The sequence below is a fragment of the Lentzea sp. NPDC037011 genome, assembly GCF_055607425.1.
Map to the genome: position 1 here is coordinate 90,121 of NZ_JBVJRT010000018.1, position 16,681 is coordinate 106,801.

Genomic DNA, 16,681 nt, shown 5'->3' on the forward strand with positions numbered 1-16,681 from the left:
TGGAACCGCTGGTCACGTCAGGAGGAAGCTCAGGAGAGGTCGGCGCAGGGGGTGACCGGCGCCGAACCCGTTGTCCCCAGGGGTTCCCACCGCACCTCGGCGAACTTGGCCTCGAACGCGCCGGTGGTGTGCACCAGGAACGGCACGTCGACGGCGGCCGTGTCCAGGCCCTTGCCCGCGAAGCAGCTCAACGGGATGCGCATCGTCGTCTTCTGCCCGACCGGCAGCCGCTGCAACGGTTTCGTGACGTTGAGCTGCGCCGCGCACGGGTAGCCGCAGTGGGCGGCGAGCGACACCTCGGCGGTGGGCGCCTTCACGACGACCACGTCGAAGGTCAGGGTGCCCGACTTCAGGTAGGACGTCGCGTCCAGCCGGCCCTGCGGGTTCTGCACGTAGAACTGCGCCGCGCCCTTGCCGGTCCACGTCACCTGCCGCCCGTCCTTCGAGCCGTTGACGTCGGCGGGGCGGACCGCGACCGCCTGCTGCGAGGCCTTGCCGTCCGCCGTCAGCGCGGTGCCCGCCCAGTTGGCCTCGGAGCCGACCATGCTGTGGAACGGCGCCACGTCCCGGCCGTCGTGCAGGAACCTGGGGCCGGAAGACGCCGGGGGAGCGCTGGTGCCGTTCGCCGCGGCCGGGGCCGGCGGTTCGCCGGAGTCCCCTCCCGAGGTCAGCACCACCGCTGCGGTGATGGCGCCGGCGGCCAGCACAGTCACGGCCGCTGCCGCGATCACCGCGGTGTTCCGCTTGCGCGCGGACCTGGTGGGCGGTGTAGTCGTGACGTTGCGACGCCGCACCGGGAGCTCGTCGACGGAGGCGACGGGCCGGATGCCGGGCATCGACGGGCCTGTGGGCAACGACGGGCCTGCGGGCGACGGGCCTGCGTACGGTGGCTGGCCTGCGGGCGATGAGGCGCCCGCAGGCACCGACGGACCCGAGGGAGTCGGCGGGGTCGCGTGCACCGGCGCGCCCACGGGAACCGGCCCGACCGCAGGAGCCTGCGGCCCCGCCGGGTGTCCGGGCACCGCGTGAGCAGGCACGGCGGACCGGTGAGCAGCGGCCGGCACGGCAGGGGAGCGCTGAAGCGCGTTGCGCGCCAGGGCAGCGGCGCCCAGGGCGACGGAGAGCTTGGGGTGCAGTCCGGCGCGGAGCGGTTTGCCGACGGCCTTGGACAGCGTGTCGGCCACCAGGGGGATCTGGGAGGACCCGCCGACGAGCAGCACGCTCGCGAGGTCGTCCGCGCGCAGACCGGCCGACGAGATCGTGCGGCGGAACGCGTCCGTCGTGAGCGCGAGCTGGGGTGCGATGGCACGTTCGAAGTCCGCGCGGGTCACGGTCACCTCGCGGGTGCCGTCCGGGAGGTCCAGCCGCAGCACGGTGTCCGTGGCGGCGGACAGTTCCTCCTTCGCCCTGCGGCACGCCTCCCGCACCGACAGCAGGACGCGGGCCTGCTCGGCGTCGGCCGCGTCGAGCCGGGTGATCTCGCCGTCCACCCGCTGGTCCACCAGCGCGAGGAGCGAGTCGTCGAAGTCGATGCCGCCCAGCCGTTCGACCCCCTCCGGGGTGCCGAGGATCTCCATGCCGTGCCGCCGCGCCTGCAGCACGGTGGCGTCGAAGGTGCCGCCGCCGAGGTCGTAGACACCGACGATCTCGCCCTCGCCGAGCCTGCGTTCCACCGAGTGGTGCATGGCAGCGGCTTCTGGTTCGGTGACGATGACGGCGTCCTGCACGCCCGCCAGCCGCGGCACCTCCGAGAAGTGCTCGCGGCGGTACGGCCCCCACACCGCGGGGCAGGTCAGCACGACCGACTCCGGTGGCCGTCCCCGCATCGCGGTCGCCAGCGAGACCGCGTCGCGCAGCTGCGCGGCCATCAGGAGCGCGGGGGACCGCACCACGTCGCAGATCTTCAACGGCGTCGGGTCGGCCAGCCGCCGCTTGTGGGAGTGGGAGGCCCGCAGCGGCTGCTTCCTCGACTCCCCGTCCGCGGCGTCACCGGTGATCAGCTCGCCGCCCTCGGTGGCGAACACGACGGAGGACACGACGACGTCGCGGCCGAGCGGGATGGCACGGGTGCCCGAGGCGTCCGACACCGCGGCGGCCGTGTAGGTCGTGCCGATGTCGACACCCAAACCGTAAGACATGCGAGTACTCCATGGTGTTTGCCGCACTGCGGTGACATCCCAGTCAACTGGAGATCGCGGCGACCGGCCGGAACTCGAACCGAACAGGCAGACATGTCTGCCTTCGACCGGCCCACGCGTCCCGGTGACCGCGGAGCCGGAGCGGTCTCAGCCGATGAGCGTCCGCGCTCGCACGGCAGCGGTGACGGACCTCGCCGGGCGCAGGCCGGGCGGAACCACCGCCATGAAGGCCGCCAGCACCGAGCTGGCGGACGGCAGCCGGCGGTCGTCGGCCTTCGGGCAGCGCACCCAGCTCCTGTCCTGGGCGGTCGCGGCGACGTGCACCACCGGCAGCTCGACCGTGCTGGGTGCCATGAGGTAGCGGACGCCACCGGGCATCTGGCACTGCCCGAGCACGGCACCGTCGGACTCCGCGAGCACCACCGCCGTCCTCCCGCGCCGGTCCAGCACAGTGGGAGGCATCTCGATCCCGCTGTGCTCCATGACCTTCCGCGCCCGCAGGAGAAGGGAAGCGGTGGTCTCGAACGCGACCAGCCCGCCGCCGAGCGACAACACGATCGACCTGCCGGCGACCGCCGTGTTCCAGAGCATGCGTTCGCGGTACCACCGCGCGCCGACCTGCGCCGGCTCCGGCTTGGTGAGCACCATCGGCCACCTCCTCGCTGAGCACCCGTGAGCGGGTGCGGTTCCGAGGTTAGGAGCCAGTTCCGCTCCGGTGTGGGAACAGGTGCTCAGGGGCAGCGCGGTTCTCCCTTGTGGTCCAACGGCGGGCGGATTTCCCCGACCTGGACCGGTGTCGATCCGCCCGCCTCGGCGAGGTCGCGGCACAGCGGCTCGACACCGGGACGATCCGGCGCGATCAGATCTGGTTCTCGTCCACCGCCCGGACGGTGCGCTCGTCCCTCGCCTGCTGGAGCTTGTCCGCCATGCTGGTCCAGGTGGCGTCCGCGATGAAGATCTGGTCGTGCGCGGTGGACTGGTTGCGGCCGACGACGGTGCCCACCCCCAGGTAGTCGACGACCTTGCCCTTGTGCACGCCGAGGAAGCCGTCGTCACCGGCGAACGACGACACGACCTCGTTGAACGCCGCGGAGACCTCCCGGTACCGCGCGGGCGCCGAATCCGCCAGGCCCGTCACGTAGCCGCGCACGTCGAGCTCGCGCACCAGGTCGAAGAAGACCCGGTGCTTCGCGGGAAGCTGGTTGTCCCGCAGGTGATGCGCGAACTTGCCCAGCTCGGTGTCGTAGCGGGAGCGGCCGATCAGCGCGTCGAAGAAGTGCAGGACCGGCGTCGCGGAGCCGCTCGGGCCGGTCGGGTAGCCGGGAGCGGGCACGTCCCACATGGCGAAGGTCTTGGCCAGTTCGACCGGGTCGCAGTGGGTCGCGGAACCCTTGTGCGGACTGACGCGGCGGAAGGCCTTCATGGCGCCGCGCGCACAGTCGGCGATGCCGGACAACAGGGCGCTGATCTCGCCGTGCGCATCAGGACCACCTTCGGCGAGCAGTTCGGCGAGCCGGCAGGTCAGCGGCACCACCGGTGCGATCACCGAGTTGACCTCCACGAACGCCGAGATGAACACCCGCTCGGCCGCGTTGCCGAAAGCCGGCACCTTCGGGCGGATCAGCTCGATCCTGGCGTCCTCGATGCGGTAGGTGCCGTCGTCGGCGATGCGGTCGGCGTCGATGAAGGTGAAGTTGTTGAAGAAGCTGTCCTCGGTGCTGAGAATGACCTCGGCGCGGCCGAGTCGGTGGTTCACCTGCCGCCACGGGCGTTCGACCACGGCGGGGAGGTCCGAGGAGATCTGCTCGCCGCGTGCGAGGTACATCGGGCCGATCCCGAACCGCCAGTACGACTGGACGATCGTCCCGAGCACCGTCGCGGCCCGTTTGAGCTGGGAGTCGGGCAGGTCGTCCACTCCCGCCGGGATCATCGGGAGGTCGGCGATGATCCGCTGCGCGTGCGGAGAGGTGGTGAGCGTGGGCAGCTGACCCGCGAGCTGTTCCCACGCCTCGTGGGCTCCGGTCAGCGGCCGGTTGGCTGCCGTGCGCGGCATGAACCCGTTGGAGAACGTCAGATCACCGTCGAGGTGCAGCACCTCGGGATCGGAACACGACAGGACGTGGTCCGTGAGCGCGTTCTTCGTGCGCGCATCGGTGCTGCTCAGCGTTGACGAGGTCATGTTCCTCACTGATCCATTCGTTCGCAAGGCACATCATCTTGGTCGCATGACAGGAGGTGGTCTGGTGGACGTTCGCGGCGCGCAGTTCGCCGAGCGCCTCGGAGCCGATGCGCAGCAGGTCGTCCAGGAGCGCCCGGCAGCGCTGCTGCATCTGCCAGGACAACTCGGTCGCGGCGGGTGCGTCCGCTGCGACGACCACTGCCTCCACCCGGCCGGGCACGGCCTCGAAGACCCGCCGCAGCCGTTGCGACGCCGCCGGTTCCACCGGCACGCCCACCGTCTCCGCCAGCGTGTTCAGGAGTGACACGAGGTGGTCTCCGACGAAGTGGCTGTAGAGCTGCCCGACGTAGAAGACGTCGGAGATCGGGTCCCGCGCCGGGTCCGCCTGCACGTCGAACGAGTTGAGCAGAAGCCGCACGTAGTCGACGAACCTGGCGAAGTCCTTCGCGGCAGGCGGGATCGTCAGGGGAGCGACCTCGGCGATCACCTGCTGGTCCAGCTTGCGGGTCACCGCGGCGCGAGCGTGAGCGGTGACGTGGTGGAAGTCCGCGGAAACGTCCCGGCCGAGGTTCGCGAGGAGGACGGACGCCCCGCCGGGGTGGTGTTCCAGGAAGCCCGAGAGATCCAGTACCCGGCCGTCCAGAACCACGAGGGGAACCGAGGTGCCCGCCTGCGCTCGCACGCTCTCTTCCGGAATGCGTCTCACGATGTCTCCCGATCCTTCGAGATATCCGCCCGGCGCAGGTCCCGGGTGGTGGGGGGCTGCCGGCGCTTTGTCCTTGAGCTGGACGGACTGCTCGCCCCACACCCGTTGTGCGTTCGTCGAGCTCGCCGGTCGGTGCCGATGTGACTGCTCACCGGTGCTGCCCAGAGGGATGCTATGGCGCCGGGCTGCCCTGGAGAACGTCCCGTCCCGACGGGCGGAACGAGTTGATCGCCTGACCGGAAGTGCACGGCGGCGCTGTTCCGTGTGCGTTCGGGCAGTACGGAACCAGGACCGGGTGTGACCGGGTTACAGTGGTCGGCGGCTGATCCAGCCGTTCGTACGCCGCGCCGAGGTGTACCCGTCCCGGGTTCGTGCCACCAGGCCGGGCCCGGGATGCATCTTTGTCCACTGAGGACTTCAGTCGGTCGCCTCCTCCAGGCAGGATCGCAAGTTCGTTCGGGCAACGAGCTTGAGCCGCCGCTCGGGGCGCGGAAGCCTGGTTCGGTTGTCCTGTGCGAACACCGCCGATGGCGGCGGTCACCACCGCGATCGGAGAACGGACGTCTGAGCCCGGTGGGGAGAACGGGCACGGCCCTCTGGTGAGGCCACCGGGACCGTGGAGGCGGACTCCGCGCGGATCGACGCCTCGGCACGCGAACGCCTCGCGCGTCTCCCGGAAGCACCTCGACGAGTTCTCCGCTCCGTGAGGTGGACTGACGTGGCGGAGTCGCTCGAAGAAGTGCTGCGCCGGCTCTGTTCTGCACTGCGGAGTGCCGGTGAGGGCCGCGCCGCGCAGGACGTGGGAGAGCTGCAGTTCGCCGTCGCCGCGGCCGCCGAGATGATGGCCGCCTTCGGGCGGGATGACCACGAAGCGGTGGCGTTCCACCTCGACCTGCTCGCCCGTCAGGTGGAAGGCACGCGAAACCCGGGCTTCCGCATCGGTGAGAAGCGAACGGCCAATCGTCCACAACGGACAACGAGTGTCAGCGGCCGATCGTCATCGTCGGGCTGGCAGTGCCGTCCAGCACCGCGCTGAGCCCCGCTGACACCTCGGTCAACCAGGACACCGTCGGCTCGCAGGCGTTGCCGCACACCTCTCCCCGTTCGTCCGCCACCGCGGTGATGATGACGAGGACGAGCCGGATGCAGCCCAGCCAGGCTTCCGCTTCCGCGCGGGAAGCGAGGTGGACGACGCCGGTCGTGGACGACAGCGCGCACCCCATGAGGCGAGCGCGGGACGAGACGTCGCGCAGGCACGCGGCCGCTGAGAGGGAGTGGACCCAGTCGGGTTCCTGCCCTCCGATCTCGGCCAGGAGGATCGCGGTGGCCCTCACGTCGCTGTGCAGCGAGGGGTGCGGCCAGGCCCACCCGTCCGGTGTCGTGTCGAACAGGGCGAGGTGGTGGTCCAGCAACGAGACGAGCCCGTCGGCGTAGCTGCGCAGCACCTCGATCTCGTACCTGCTCAGCACTCCGACGTAGATGGAGTCGCCGCAACGGTCCCAGCTGATCATCGGGACTCCTCCGGGTCGTCGGGTGTTCACCAGGTCGAGTGAGGATGCTCGTCCGACGGCCGGAGGTTCTCGACTTCACCTGGGCTTTCGAGTCCGTTTGGGCATGAACTGTGCGCGAACACCCCTCCCCGGGCCGTGCGGGGGCCACGGTCGCGGACCGGGTGTGATCAGGTGCCGTTTCGGGCGGAACGACCTCGTCGGGGCGTGTCACCGTGGGAGGGGCCCGCCCGAGGAGCTCGGAAGGCCGTCCGGACAACGGAGTTCGATGACCGCGACCTGCTGCGCGGCGAAGGTGGGGATGATGTTCTGGCCGCCTCTCCAGGGCGACCGCGGGGGTTCCGCGTTGGTCGTGAGCGTCGACGCGCACGTCACGTCGTTGGTGGCGGACTCGCTGGACGCGGTGGACGTGCGGGTGGTGCACCCGGCGCCCGGCTTCGAGTCGCTGCGCCGCCTGGTCCTCGACGAACCGCCGGGAAGGCTCGCCCTGGTCGACCTGGCGGCCACCGGGCGGCGGGGTGCACACCTGATCAGGGCGCTGCGCACGCTGGGGTGGAGCAGCGTGCTGGCGGTGGTGCCGCAGCACGACGAACAGGCGCACGCGGCGGTTCTCGACGCGGGCGTGGACGGTGTGCTGGTCCGGCCGGACACCCACCCTGCGCGGGGTGGCTGGGCCGGCCGGGTCCTGTCGGGGGACCTGTGCCCCGGCGACCTGACGGCGCGCGAGGTCGAGGTCATCCGGCTGGTGGCGGCGGGCTGCACCAACAGCGGGGCCGCGAGGCAGCTCGGACTGTCCCCCATGACGGTCAAGTCCCACCTGGAACGCATCGGGAGGAAGCTCGGCACGGGCGACCGGGCGGCGATGGTCCTGCAGGCCCTGCGCCGGGGGCTCATCTGGTGACGTGACGACACCGGGAACGGCCCGCTGTCACCTGCTGTCGAGCCACGCCTGCGTCTGCAGCGAGCGGAGGGCGTCGTGCCACGGGTGGTTCGGGTTGTTCTCCACCAGCTCCAGCTTCTCCCGCATCTTGCCGAGCACCGCCGGTTCCTCGTCGTCGTCGAAGAAGTCACCCTGCAGCAACCGGACGAGGTCGAGCCGGTGCTCCGGATCGCGGATGTACGAGCTGAACAGCACGTTGAGCCGGTAGTAGAGGACGATGAAGTTGCGCCACCACTGGGTCGCGTTGCGGCTCTTGCGCTCGAACTCCGCGAACGCAGCCTTGGAGAACCCGGTCGGAGCGGCGGCGATGATGCTGCTCGCCGCGAGCCGTGCGCTGCTGAGCGCGATGCCCACGCCGCTGGAGAAGATCGGGTCGACGAACCGGGCCGCGTCACCGACCAGCACCCACCCGTCGCCGCACAGCTCGCGCATCGAGTAGCTGTAGTCGCCCTCCGCCTTGAACGGGCGCAGCCGCCGTGCCGAGCGGAGTGCCTGCGCCAGCGGCGGGCGCGTGCCCACCCACTCGTCGAAGAACTTCTCCAGGTCGGCGCTCGCGCCGCGCAGGCGCGACTTCTCGGTGACGACGCCGACGCTGGTGACGGTGTCGGAGATGGGGATCTGCCACATCCACGAACCGGCGAACGGCAGGAAGTGGATGATCGTGTAGTCACCGATGCCGGTGGTGCCGCTCGCGGCCTCCCGGTCGAGGCCCTCGAACCAGCTGTGCACGGCGTACTGGTTGAACGCCGGGTCGGGCACCTTGAGCTTCAGCTGGCGGCCGAGCAACGTGCCGCGTCCGCTCGCGTCGACCACCATCGGCGCGCGCACCTCCGACGTGACCCCGTTGTGCCGGTACACCACCCGCTTGGTCTCGCCGTCGAGGTCCACCCGCAGCACCCTGGCCTGCTGGCGCACGACCGCGCCCAGCTCGGCGGCGTGCTCCAGCAGGATCGTGTCGAACCTGGCCCGGTCGACGTGGTAGGTGTAGTCGAACGCCACACCCGTCTGCTCGCGTTCCGCGAACCGGAACTCGACCTGCGGGATGCTGAAGCGGGCCCGCCGGCGCCGTTGCACGCCGTCCGGCAGCGGGAGGTCGTCCGCGGAGGCCGTCCAGGCGGCGCCGTACTTGCGGGCGAAACCGGCCTTGTCGATCTTGTCCAGCACGCCGATCTCGTCCAGTGCCACCGTGGACCTCGGCACCAGGGACTCACCCACGTGCTCGCGCGGGAACGAGTCGCCTTCCAGCACGATGCAGCGCATGCCCGCCATCGCCAGGTAGGACGCGGTGGTGGAGCCCGCGGGACCGCCACCGATGATGCACACGTCGTAGACATCCGTTGTCACGGTTGGAGCCTCTCTGAACGGTTGTCCTGCTCGCTCAACGCACGGCGGTCCACCTTGCCGTTGGTCGTCCTGGGCAACCGGCCGGCAGTGCGCACGAGGTCGGGAACGAGGTGGGGAGCGAGCCGCGCCGCCAGGAAGCGCTTGACCTCGCCTGCGCGCAGTGGCTGCCCGGAGCGGGTGCTGACCCACGCGACCAGTCGTGCCAGGTGCCCGGAGCCGGTGACGGTCACCGCTGCCTCGAGGACGTCCGGGTGGGTGTGCAGCACCGCCTCGACCTCACCCGGTTCCACCCGGTAGCCGCGGACCTTCACCATGCCGTCGCGCCGCCCGAGGTACAGGAACCCGCCTTCTGGCAGCCTGCGCACGACGTCACCGGTGGCGTACGGGCCCTTCAACGGCTCATGGCCGAGGTAGCCGGTCATCAGCGTGGGACCGGAGACCACGAGCTCGCCCTCCTCCCCTGGCGCCGCGATGGTGCCGTCCTCGCGCACGGCCCAGATCTCGTCGCCCGCCGCGGCCGTGCCGATCGGGACCGGTTCCGACCGGTCGGCCGGGATGTCCCCGACGCGGTGGCTGGCGCAGACGTTCGTCTCGGTGGGGCCGTAGAAGTTGTGGAGGGCCGCCGACGGCAGGCGTTCGCGCAGGACCCTGAGGTGGGCGACGGGGAACACCTCTCCCGCGAACACCACGGCGCGCAGCGGCAGCCGGGGCACGTCGAGCAGGTGGCCGAACTCCATCATCATCGTCAGCGCGGACGGCACCGAGTACCAGACGGTGATGGCGTGGTCCACGACGAACCGCACGAGGTCCCGCGGGAGCGACAGCTCGGGGACGAGGTGGACCGACGCGCCCGACCGGAACGCCGCGTAGAGGTCGAACACGGAGAGGTCGAACTGCAGCGGCGCGTGGTTGGACAGGCGGTCCGACGGGGTCACCTCCAGCTCGGCGGCCGCCCAGGTGACGAACGCGGAGGCCGCGGAGTGGCTGACGCACACCCCTTTGGGCGTGCCGGTCGAGCCGGACGTGTAGAGCACGTACGCGAGGTCCGCGTCGGGCGAACGCTCCACCGCCGGCCGCGCGGCGGGTTTGGCCGCCCACCCGCTGAGGTCGTCCTCGGCGACCAGCGCGGGCAGGGGTGGCAGCGCGGAGATCCGGCTTCCGGTCGTCACCACGGCGGCGGGCCCGCAGTCGGCGATCAGCGCGGCCACCCGTGCCGGGGGAGCGCTCGGGTCCACCGGGACGTAGGCCGCGCCCAGCCGCAGGACGGCCTGGGTGACCGCGACGGCGAACACCGACTTCGGCACCCACAGCACCACCCTGTCACCCGCCGCCACACCGAGCGACGCCAGCTCGCGTGCGAGCACGTCGGCTCGCACGTCCAGCTCGCGGTAGGTCAGGTCGCCGTCCGGCCCGCACACCGCCAACGCCTCCGGTGTGGCCTTCGCGAAGCCGGAGACGTGCTGTTCGAGCCTCATGACCGCAGCTGCGCCGCGATGATGTCGCGGTGGATCTCGGAGGTGCCGGAGAACATGACCGCGGGAACGGCGTCGGCTATCGCCTGGTCGACTCCTGACCCGGCCATGACGCCCATCGCGCCGTGCAGGTGCACCGCGTCGAGTGCGTTGAGCTTCGCGGCCTCGCTCACCGCCAGCTTCGCGAGGGAGACGTCGAGCGGGGTGGCCTGTCCCCGGTCCCGGCGCCAGCACGCGCGGTACAGCAGCAACCGCGCGCCCTCCAGCCGGAGCTTCATGTCCGCGAGCCGGTGCGCGACGGCCTGGTGCCGCGCGAGCGGACGGCGGAACTGGCGGCGCTCACCGGTGTGCGCGACGGTCGCGGCGAGCTGCCGGTCCATCGCGCCCACGTAGGCGGCGAACAGGCACGTGCGTTCCCAGTCCATCGAACCGGTGAAGATCGCCCGCCCGTCGCCCTCCTCGCCCAGCCGGTTCTCCACCGGCACCACGACGTCGTCGAAGTAGACCGGTGCGAGCGGGGACGAGGCCAGCCCGGTCTTCGGGAGGGGAGCCCCGACCGTGACGCCGGGGGTGTCGCGGGGGACCACGAACGCGCTGATGCCGAGGTAGCCGCTGCTCGGGTCGGTGCTCGCGTACACGACGAACACGTCCGCGAGAGGTGCGTTCGTCACGTAGTTCTTCGTGCCGTTGAGCAGGTAGCGGTCGCCGTCGCGGACAGCGGTCGACCGCATCGCGTACACGTCCGAACCCGCCTCGGACTCGGTGATCGCGTTCGCCGCGACCCACTCGCCCGAGACGAGCCGCGGCAGCACCTCGTCGCACAGCGCCTGCGTTCCGTGCTCGGCGATCGGCATCCCGCACGCGAACGTGTGCGCACACGCCGAGAACACGAACCCCAGGTCGGCATGACCCCTGGCGAAGGCCTCGACGGCGGTGCAGGTGCTCACGGAGTCCAGCCCGAGACCTCCCCACCGTTCGGGAACGCTCAGGCCCAGCAGGCCGAACTCCGCGCAGCGCCGCCACTTCCGCCTGCTGAACCACGGGTCGCCGGAACGGTCGTGCTCGTCGGGTGCGTTGAGCGCCAGGCCGAGCTCGTGGCTGCGCCGGGCGAGCAACGACTGGTCCGGGTCCGGTGCGAAGTCCATGGGCTCCTCGGCCAGGTGAACGGGTGCCGGCAGGTCAGGCGGGCAGCCTGTCCGCCACGATCAGGACGTACTGCAGGACGTTCGACCGGTAGCCGTCGAGGAACGCCTTCTCGACGCCGGTGCTGTGCTCGGACCGGGTGCGCAGCTCCCAGTAGGGGATCGTGTCGGCGTTGAGGACGCTGACGCGGCTGGGCGAGAAACCGGCCGCGGACAGCGCGGCCAGGTACTCGCTGCGCTTGTGCATGCGGGTGCCGTAGTGCGCGTCCACCGCCTCGCAGGCCTCGCTCGTCGGTGCGAGCGTGTCGTTGACGCAGTAGGTGACGCACGCGTACCGCCCGCCGGGCTTGAGCACCCGCGCGAACTCGCTGAACGCGTCGGCCAGCTCGACGTACATCGTCGTCTCGTTGGTGAGGATGCGGTCGAAGTGGCCGTCCGGGAACGCCGTGCGCGTCATGTTCTGCAGGTGGAAGCTCACCTCGTCGGTGCAGCCGTGCCTGGCCGCGAGCTTCGTCGCGAAGTCCACCTGGTACTGCGAGAGCGTGATGCCGTCCGCCCGGCAGCCGAACCTGAGGTGTGCGCTGAACGAACCCCCGCCCCGGCCCGACCCCGCGTCGAGCAACCGCTCGTCCGCGGTCATGGGACCCAGGGCGTCGAGCACGACGTCCATCTGCGCGCACTCCAGGCGGTGCAGCTCGCGGATGATCGCGGCCTCCCGGTCGGGCGCGGTCAGCACGGCGGGGTCGTACTCGCCGAGGCCGTAGTGGTGGTGGACCAGCCCGTCCTCCTCGCCGAGGAGGAGGTTGATGGGGTCGTTCTGCTTCTCGTTCCAGTAACCGGCCACCCACTTCTCGTAGTCGCTGACAATGGCCGCCGGCTCCTCGTCGGGAGCCTGTGCGTGATCGGCGGGCGCGTGGGTGCGGATGAGTTCTCCCATGGCGTGAATGGTCTTCCAGTCCGAGTGCGGCCAACGGCTGAGTGACACGGCGAAGGTCTGCTCAACGTGGACGAGCAGCTCCTCCACGTTGAGCGAGTCGATCAGGCGGTGCTCCAGCAGCGGCGTGTGCTCGTCGAACTCGACGTGCTCGCCTTCGAGGAGGACCTCCGCCACGAAGTCCTTGATCGCGCGTTCCACATCGTCCACTGCGGACCCCCGGGGTTCGGTGCTGATGGGACACATGGTCATCCTCGTCCGGTGGGTCGGCGGGACCGGTTGACCGGAAGGGCAGCCAACTCTGCCCTGGACGACGACCGCGGTGGCGGTGAAGATCTGCGGGTGGGTGTGGAAGAGGATCGCGACGTGTGGCGGGAGCTCCGCCGGACCTGTCCGGTGCGCGAGGAGACCAGCCAGGGCGGGGTGCCGTTCCGGTCGTTCTACCGCCATGCGGACTGCCAGACGATCCTGCGTGATCCCGTTCTGTTCAGCTCCACCTCGGGCACCCTGCTCACCTCGGTGGGCACACCCGACCCGCTCGGTGGGCACACGTTGGCGACGACCGACCCGCCGCGGCACGCCGCCCTGCGCAGACCGTCCACACGCGCGCTGGGTCCGGTGGCCGTGCGGGCGCACGCCGACGGCATCGACCGCGGTGTGCGGGAACTGCTGCAACCGGTGCTCGCCGGAGGTGTCCACGACCTGGCCGTCGTCCTGCGCCGGCTGCCGATGGTCGCCGCCGGGCCGATGCTCGGCCTGCCGGAGAAGTCGTGGGAGATGGCGGTGTCCGCCTCGACCGCGACCATCGCGCCGCACGACCCGCTGCACGCCGACGGCGACGGGACCGAGACGGTGCTGCGGGCGAGCACCCGGTTGTTCGGTGCCATCAGGGAAGCGCTGACCACGTCGCTGACGATGCCGCACACGTTGCCGGGGACGTTGTCGGAGGTCTCGGTCGAAGGGTCCGCCCTCACCCGCCGCCAGGTCATGGCGAACGTCCACAGCGCACTGATCGGGGGCACCACCGCCACGCTGAGCACGGCGCTGCACCTCCTGCTGCACCTCGCGCGGACACCGGAGCTGTGGCGGGAGGTGGTCGAGGACCGCTCGCTGGTGCCGGGACTGGTGGACGAGGCAGCGCGCTGGAGCACCCCGGCACGTCAGCTGGTCCGCCGGGTCACCGCTGACGCGGAGCTGGCCGGTGCGCACCTGCGCGCGGGGGACTGGGTCGTCGCCTGGCTCGCGTCGGCGAACCAGGACGAGACCGTGTTCGCCGACCCGGACCGGTTCGACCCCCGGCGCGCACCGAACCCGCACCTGGCGTTCGGGCTCGGTCCGCACTTCTGCGTCGGCGCGGCGGCCGGTCGCACCCTGCTCGCCGCACTGGTGGGCGAACTGGCCGACAGCGGTGTCCGGTTCGAGCTCGCCGGTCCGCCCCGCCACCTCGTGTCCACTGTGGTCAACGGGATCACGGGCCTGCCGATGAGGTTCAGCCGATGAGCACGACGTGCGCCGACCTCGCCGACGCCGCCGTGCGCGGGCTGTGCCGGGCCAGCGGTCTCACCGACCTCGCCGACCGGACAGCAGCCGACGTGCGGCTCATGGGCGAGTCGTGGGGACACCGCTCACCCGGCACGCCGCCCGCCTGGTCGACGCTCACCGCGGACAGCACACCGCTGGAGCTTTCCGTCGTGCTCGGCGACCGGCCGCTCGGGCTGCGCGCCTCGGTCGAGGCGCAGGCCGAACCCGGAAGCCCGCTGTCCTACTGGGAGAGCGCCCTCCGGCTCAGCGAGCGCCTGTCCTCCGTCCACGGCCTCGACCTGCGCAGGCTGCGGCAGATCGAGCACCTGGTGGCGCCACGGCCGGCCGACCGTCCGCCGATGGCGGCCTTCCACACCCTGGGGTGGGTGCGGGGCAGGCCACCGGAGGGCAAGATCCACCTGTGGCTGGCCGGTGGCGGCCGGTCGGCCACGGCCGAGCGCACCGACGCGGTGCTCACCGCACTGGGGTTCCCCGGTCAGTGGAAGGTCGTCGCGGACGTGATGGACGACGACGACACCGTGTCCTACCTGTGCCTCGACCTCGCCGCGGGACCGTCGGCGAGGACGAAGCTCTACGTGCAGCACCGCGGGTCCCTCACACCGGACCGGCTCGCCCGCTGGGACCGGCTCGGGCCGTCGGCCGAGCTGGACGACGGCCCCACGATGGCCCGGATCGCGGCCAGGGCCTGGGAACGGTCGGCCTGGCGGCAGGACGTGCCGTCGCGCACCCGCCTCGAATGGCGCTCCAACCACCGCCGTTTCTGGTCGTACGGGACGTACGTCTCGTTCCTGCCGGGGCGCGCCCACCCGATCGAGTCCGTCATGCACCAGTTCGGGCTCACCCCGCGCAGCCGCTCGGACGCCGAGGCGCAGTGGATGGTCCGGGAGGTGCTCGACGCCTACGACGTGTCACCGGAAAGCCGTGCGGCCTACGAGCGGTGCGCCCAGTTCTTCCTGGGCGGTGACGCGAGCGGCGAGATGTACGCGCACTCCTTCCTCAGCGCACAGCGTTCCGCCGACGGTCCGGCGCGCGTCGCGGTGTACTTCAACCCCCGCATGTTCTTCCGGCGCCACGGTCTGTCCAACGGCGACCTCGCGCTGGCAGAACGGTTCCACGGGGGCGGCGGAGCCGGCCGTGGCGATCGCTGAACGAACAGGCACGCTCCGGGTCGACGGCGCGGACATCAGCTTCACCGTCCGCGGTGGTGGTCCGCCGGTCCTGGTGCTGCCCAGTGGCGGCAGTGACGCGCACAGCGCCGCCCCGCTGGCGGTCCGGCTCGCCGCAACGCACTCCGTGCTGACGTACGACCGGCGCGGGCAGAGCCGCACCTCGGTCGCCGACCCGCTGCGCCCGGTGCCGATCGAGCAGCACGCCGAGGACGTGGCGGCGCTGGCCGCGCACGTCCACGGGGACACCCCGGTCGCGGTGTTCGGGTGCAGCACCGGCGCGGTCATCGGTCTGGAGCTGGCGCGGCAGCGACCGGAGCGGGTGAGCGTGCTCGTCGCCCACGAACCCCCGCTGCGGTGTCTCGCCAACGCGGCGGAACGCGTCGAGTTCGACGCGCTGCACGACGAGGTTCGGCGGGTCCACGGGAAGTCGGGCTGGCGCAGGGCAGCGAGGCTGCTGCACGTCGGCTTCGGCGCGGAGGCGCGCGACCCGCTCGACCGGGAGCCGGACGTCGGCTGGGAACCGCCCAGCAGGCGGACGATCGCCAACATCGACTCGTTCCTCGCCGTCGAGGCGGGCATGACGTGGGCCTACCGGATCGGCGAGGAGGGCTGGGCCGCCCTGCGGTCCGGCACGGCGAGGGTGCGGCCGGCGGTCGGAACGGTGAGCTCGGCGTTCCTGCGCCGCACCACGATCAGACTGGCCGACGTGCTCGGGGAGGACCTCGCCGTCCTGCCCGGCGGCCACGAGGGGTTCCTGACCCATCCCGCAGGGGTCGCCTCGGCGGTGCGCGCGCTGGTGACCGCGCCGGACGACCGCGTCAGCACGCCACTCCCACGGTGATGACCCCGCACGACGGGTCACGGCTGATCTCCGGCAGGGGCATGCGCAGGCCGGGATCGCGCACTCCGTACAGCCCACCGGGGTAGCGGTTGCGGATGAATGGCAGTCCCGCGCCGTCGGCGCCGAGGTGTGCGGCGTAAGTGCGGACGGCCATGGCGACGCCGGGGTGGTGCAGCGTCCGCAGTGGACGGTCGGACGTCAGGTCCGGGAGGACCGTGCGGAACTCGGCCGCCATCATCCGGCACACCGCCGGGTTGCGCGTGACCGTGGCGACGGCGCTCGCCCCGGTGGTGTCCACGAACTCGCGGAAGCACCGCGTTCCCAGCCCTCCCCGCTGGTGAGCGGGTGCGATCGCCCGGCCCTCGACGACCCACAGCCCCTGCTCCCGTCCGGGGACGTCCAGCCGGTCGAACAGGCCGAAGCCCACGATCTCGCCGTCGACCCGCAGGATCTGCGCGAGCGCCGCCTTGGCGAACCGGTCGGCGACCTGGTGCCTCATCACGGTTTCGGGCTGGGCGAAAGCGCCGGCGCCGATGCCCGCCAGCACCTCGGCGTGGCGGCGGAAGAACGCCGCGGGATCGTCCGGCCACTCGATCCGGAGGTCTTCCACCGAGCTGGTCATGAGGGCTTCCAACCGGTGCGGGCGTGGGGGGGGGGGAACCGGTCGTGGGGGGTCGTTTGAAAGGGGGGGCGGGGGGAAGACAGGGGGGGGGAACAAGGAACAAACCCCCCCCAGTTTGTGTTTCGCTCGTCCCCTCCCCTCTTT

At 71.4% G+C, this 16,681-nt stretch carries 15 protein-coding genes; 5 read left to right on the forward strand and 10 right to left on the reverse strand.

The window, feature by feature from the left end; translation table 11 throughout:
* Window positions 1-29: 29 nt before the first annotated feature.
* From ACZ7CH_RS37470 to ACZ7CH_RS37485, 4 genes are all read right to left on the reverse strand, one after another.
* Window positions 30-2,138, reverse strand: coding sequence for an Hsp70 family protein (locus ACZ7CH_RS37470; RefSeq protein ID WP_470376098.1), 2,109 nt, complete (start codon window positions 2,136-2,138; stop codon window positions 30-32).
* A gap of 147 nt (window positions 2,139-2,285) precedes the next feature.
* The gene (locus ACZ7CH_RS37475; RefSeq protein WP_470376099.1) at window positions 2,286-2,786 is read right to left on the reverse strand and encodes a hypothetical protein; all 501 of its coding nucleotides are present in this window, start codon (window positions 2,784-2,786) and stop codon (window positions 2,286-2,288) included.
* Between the two features lie 211 nt (window positions 2,787-2,997).
* Window positions 2,998-4,317, reverse strand: coding sequence for a PrnB family protein (locus tag ACZ7CH_RS37480; RefSeq protein ID WP_470372047.1), 1,320 nt, complete (start codon window positions 4,315-4,317; stop codon window positions 2,998-3,000).
* Window positions 4,214-5,125, reverse strand: a complete 912-nt coding sequence (locus ACZ7CH_RS37485; RefSeq protein ID WP_470376100.1) for a cytochrome b5-like heme/steroid binding domain-containing protein — start codon at window positions 5,123-5,125, stop codon at window positions 4,214-4,216. The genes ACZ7CH_RS37480 and ACZ7CH_RS37485 overlap by 104 nt, the downstream gene beginning before the upstream one ends.
* A gap of 616 nt (window positions 5,126-5,741) precedes the next feature.
* On the opposite strand from ACZ7CH_RS37485, the gene ACZ7CH_RS37490 reads away from it, so the two are divergent.
* Window positions 5,742-6,059 carry a hypothetical protein gene (locus tag ACZ7CH_RS37490; RefSeq protein ID WP_470376101.1) on the forward strand — a complete coding sequence of 106 codons (318 nt, stop codon included), beginning with the start codon at window positions 5,742-5,744 and terminating at the stop codon, window positions 6,057-6,059.
* Here ACZ7CH_RS37490 and ACZ7CH_RS37495 read toward each other — a convergent pair.
* Window positions 6,007-6,534 (reverse strand): DUF2017 family protein, encoded by a 528-nt coding sequence (locus tag ACZ7CH_RS37495; RefSeq protein WP_470376102.1) that lies wholly within the window; start codon window positions 6,532-6,534, stop codon window positions 6,007-6,009. The two genes, ACZ7CH_RS37490 and ACZ7CH_RS37495, sit on opposite strands and share 53 nt — an antisense overlap.
* A 265-nt stretch (window positions 6,535-6,799) precedes the next feature.
* Here ACZ7CH_RS37495 and ACZ7CH_RS37500 point away from each other — a divergent pair, with 265 nt between their 5' ends.
* Window positions 6,800-7,432 carry a helix-turn-helix transcriptional regulator gene (locus ACZ7CH_RS37500; protein ID WP_360388266.1) on the forward strand — a complete coding sequence of 211 codons (633 nt, stop codon included), beginning with the start codon at window positions 6,800-6,802 and terminating at the stop codon, window positions 7,430-7,432.
* A 27-nt stretch (window positions 7,433-7,459) separates the two neighbouring features.
* Here the strand turns inward: ACZ7CH_RS37500 and ACZ7CH_RS37505 are convergent, their stop codons facing one another.
* From ACZ7CH_RS37505 to ACZ7CH_RS37520, 4 genes are read right to left on the reverse strand one after another with little or no spacing between them, the layout of a single operon-like run.
* Window positions 7,460-8,815: an NAD(P)/FAD-dependent oxidoreductase gene (locus ACZ7CH_RS37505; protein ID WP_360388268.1), complete on the reverse strand. Its 1,356-nt coding sequence runs from the start codon at window positions 8,813-8,815 to the stop codon at window positions 7,460-7,462.
* The gene (locus ACZ7CH_RS37510) at window positions 8,812-10,290 is read right to left on the reverse strand and encodes an amino acid adenylation domain-containing protein (RefSeq protein WP_470376103.1); all 1,479 of its coding nucleotides are present in this window, start codon (window positions 10,288-10,290) and stop codon (window positions 8,812-8,814) included. The genes ACZ7CH_RS37505 and ACZ7CH_RS37510 overlap by 4 nt, the downstream gene beginning before the upstream one ends.
* The gene (locus tag ACZ7CH_RS37515) at window positions 10,287-11,432 is read right to left on the reverse strand and encodes an acyl-CoA dehydrogenase family protein (RefSeq protein WP_360388273.1); all 1,146 of its coding nucleotides are present in this window, start codon (window positions 11,430-11,432) and stop codon (window positions 10,287-10,289) included. The genes ACZ7CH_RS37510 and ACZ7CH_RS37515 overlap by 4 nt, the downstream gene beginning before the upstream one ends.
* Window positions 11,433-11,466: 34 nt before the next feature.
* Window positions 11,467-12,573, reverse strand: coding sequence for a methyltransferase domain-containing protein (locus ACZ7CH_RS37520; protein ID WP_360388275.1), 1,107 nt, complete (start codon window positions 12,571-12,573; stop codon window positions 11,467-11,469).
* Between the two features lie 138 nt (window positions 12,574-12,711).
* On the opposite strand from ACZ7CH_RS37520, the gene ACZ7CH_RS37525 reads away from it, so the two are divergent.
* From ACZ7CH_RS37525 to ACZ7CH_RS37535, 3 genes are read left to right on the forward strand one after another with little or no spacing between them, the layout of a single operon-like run.
* Window positions 12,712-13,863 (forward strand): cytochrome P450, encoded by a 1,152-nt coding sequence (locus ACZ7CH_RS37525; RefSeq protein ID WP_360388278.1) that lies wholly within the window; start codon window positions 12,712-12,714, stop codon window positions 13,861-13,863.
* Window positions 13,860-15,053 carry a hypothetical protein gene (locus ACZ7CH_RS37530; RefSeq protein WP_470376104.1) on the forward strand — a complete coding sequence of 398 codons (1,194 nt, stop codon included), beginning with the start codon at window positions 13,860-13,862 and terminating at the stop codon, window positions 15,051-15,053. Before ACZ7CH_RS37525 ends, ACZ7CH_RS37530 begins: the two co-directional genes overlap by 4 nt.
* Entirely contained in the window at window positions 15,040-15,915 is an 876-nt protein-coding gene (locus ACZ7CH_RS37535; RefSeq protein WP_470376105.1) for an alpha/beta fold hydrolase, read from the forward strand. Before ACZ7CH_RS37530 ends, ACZ7CH_RS37535 begins: the two co-directional genes overlap by 14 nt.
* On the opposite strand, the gene ACZ7CH_RS37540 is transcribed toward ACZ7CH_RS37535, so the two are convergent.
* Entirely contained in the window at window positions 15,893-16,537 is a 645-nt protein-coding gene (locus ACZ7CH_RS37540; RefSeq protein WP_360388286.1) for a GNAT family N-acetyltransferase, read from the reverse strand. The two genes, ACZ7CH_RS37535 and ACZ7CH_RS37540, sit on opposite strands and share 23 nt — an antisense overlap.
* Window positions 16,538-16,681 lie beyond the last annotated feature (144 nt).

Excerpts from the sequence above, each read along its gene's own strand:
- ACZ7CH_RS37470 (WP_470376098.1), bottom strand. The coding sequence starts at position 2,138 with ATGTCTTACGGTTTGGGTGTCGACATCGGCACGACCTACACGGCCGCC.
- ACZ7CH_RS37475 (WP_470376099.1), bottom strand. The coding sequence starts at position 2,786 with ATGGTGCTCACCAAGCCGGAGCCGGCGCAGGTCGGCGCGCGGTGGTAC.
- ACZ7CH_RS37480 (WP_470372047.1), bottom strand. The coding sequence starts at position 4,317 with ATGACCTCGTCAACGCTGAGCAGCACCGATGCGCGCACGAAGAACGCG.
- ACZ7CH_RS37495 (WP_470376102.1), bottom strand. The coding sequence starts at position 6,534 with ATGATCAGCTGGGACCGTTGCGGCGACTCCATCTACGTCGGAGTGCTG.
- ACZ7CH_RS37500 (WP_360388266.1), top strand. The coding sequence starts at position 6,800 with ATGACCGCGACCTGCTGCGCGGCGAAGGTGGGGATGATGTTCTGGCCG.
- ACZ7CH_RS37510 (WP_470376103.1), bottom strand. The coding sequence starts at position 10,290 with ATGAGGCTCGAACAGCACGTCTCCGGCTTCGCGAAGGCCACACCGGAG.
- ACZ7CH_RS37515 (WP_360388273.1), bottom strand. The coding sequence starts at position 11,432 with ATGGACTTCGCACCGGACCCGGACCAGTCGTTGCTCGCCCGGCGCAGC.
- ACZ7CH_RS37530 (WP_470376104.1), top strand. The coding sequence starts at position 13,860 with ATGAGCACGACGTGCGCCGACCTCGCCGACGCCGCCGTGCGCGGGCTG.
- ACZ7CH_RS37540 (WP_360388286.1), bottom strand. The coding sequence starts at position 16,537 with ATGACCAGCTCGGTGGAAGACCTCCGGATCGAGTGGCCGGACGATCCC.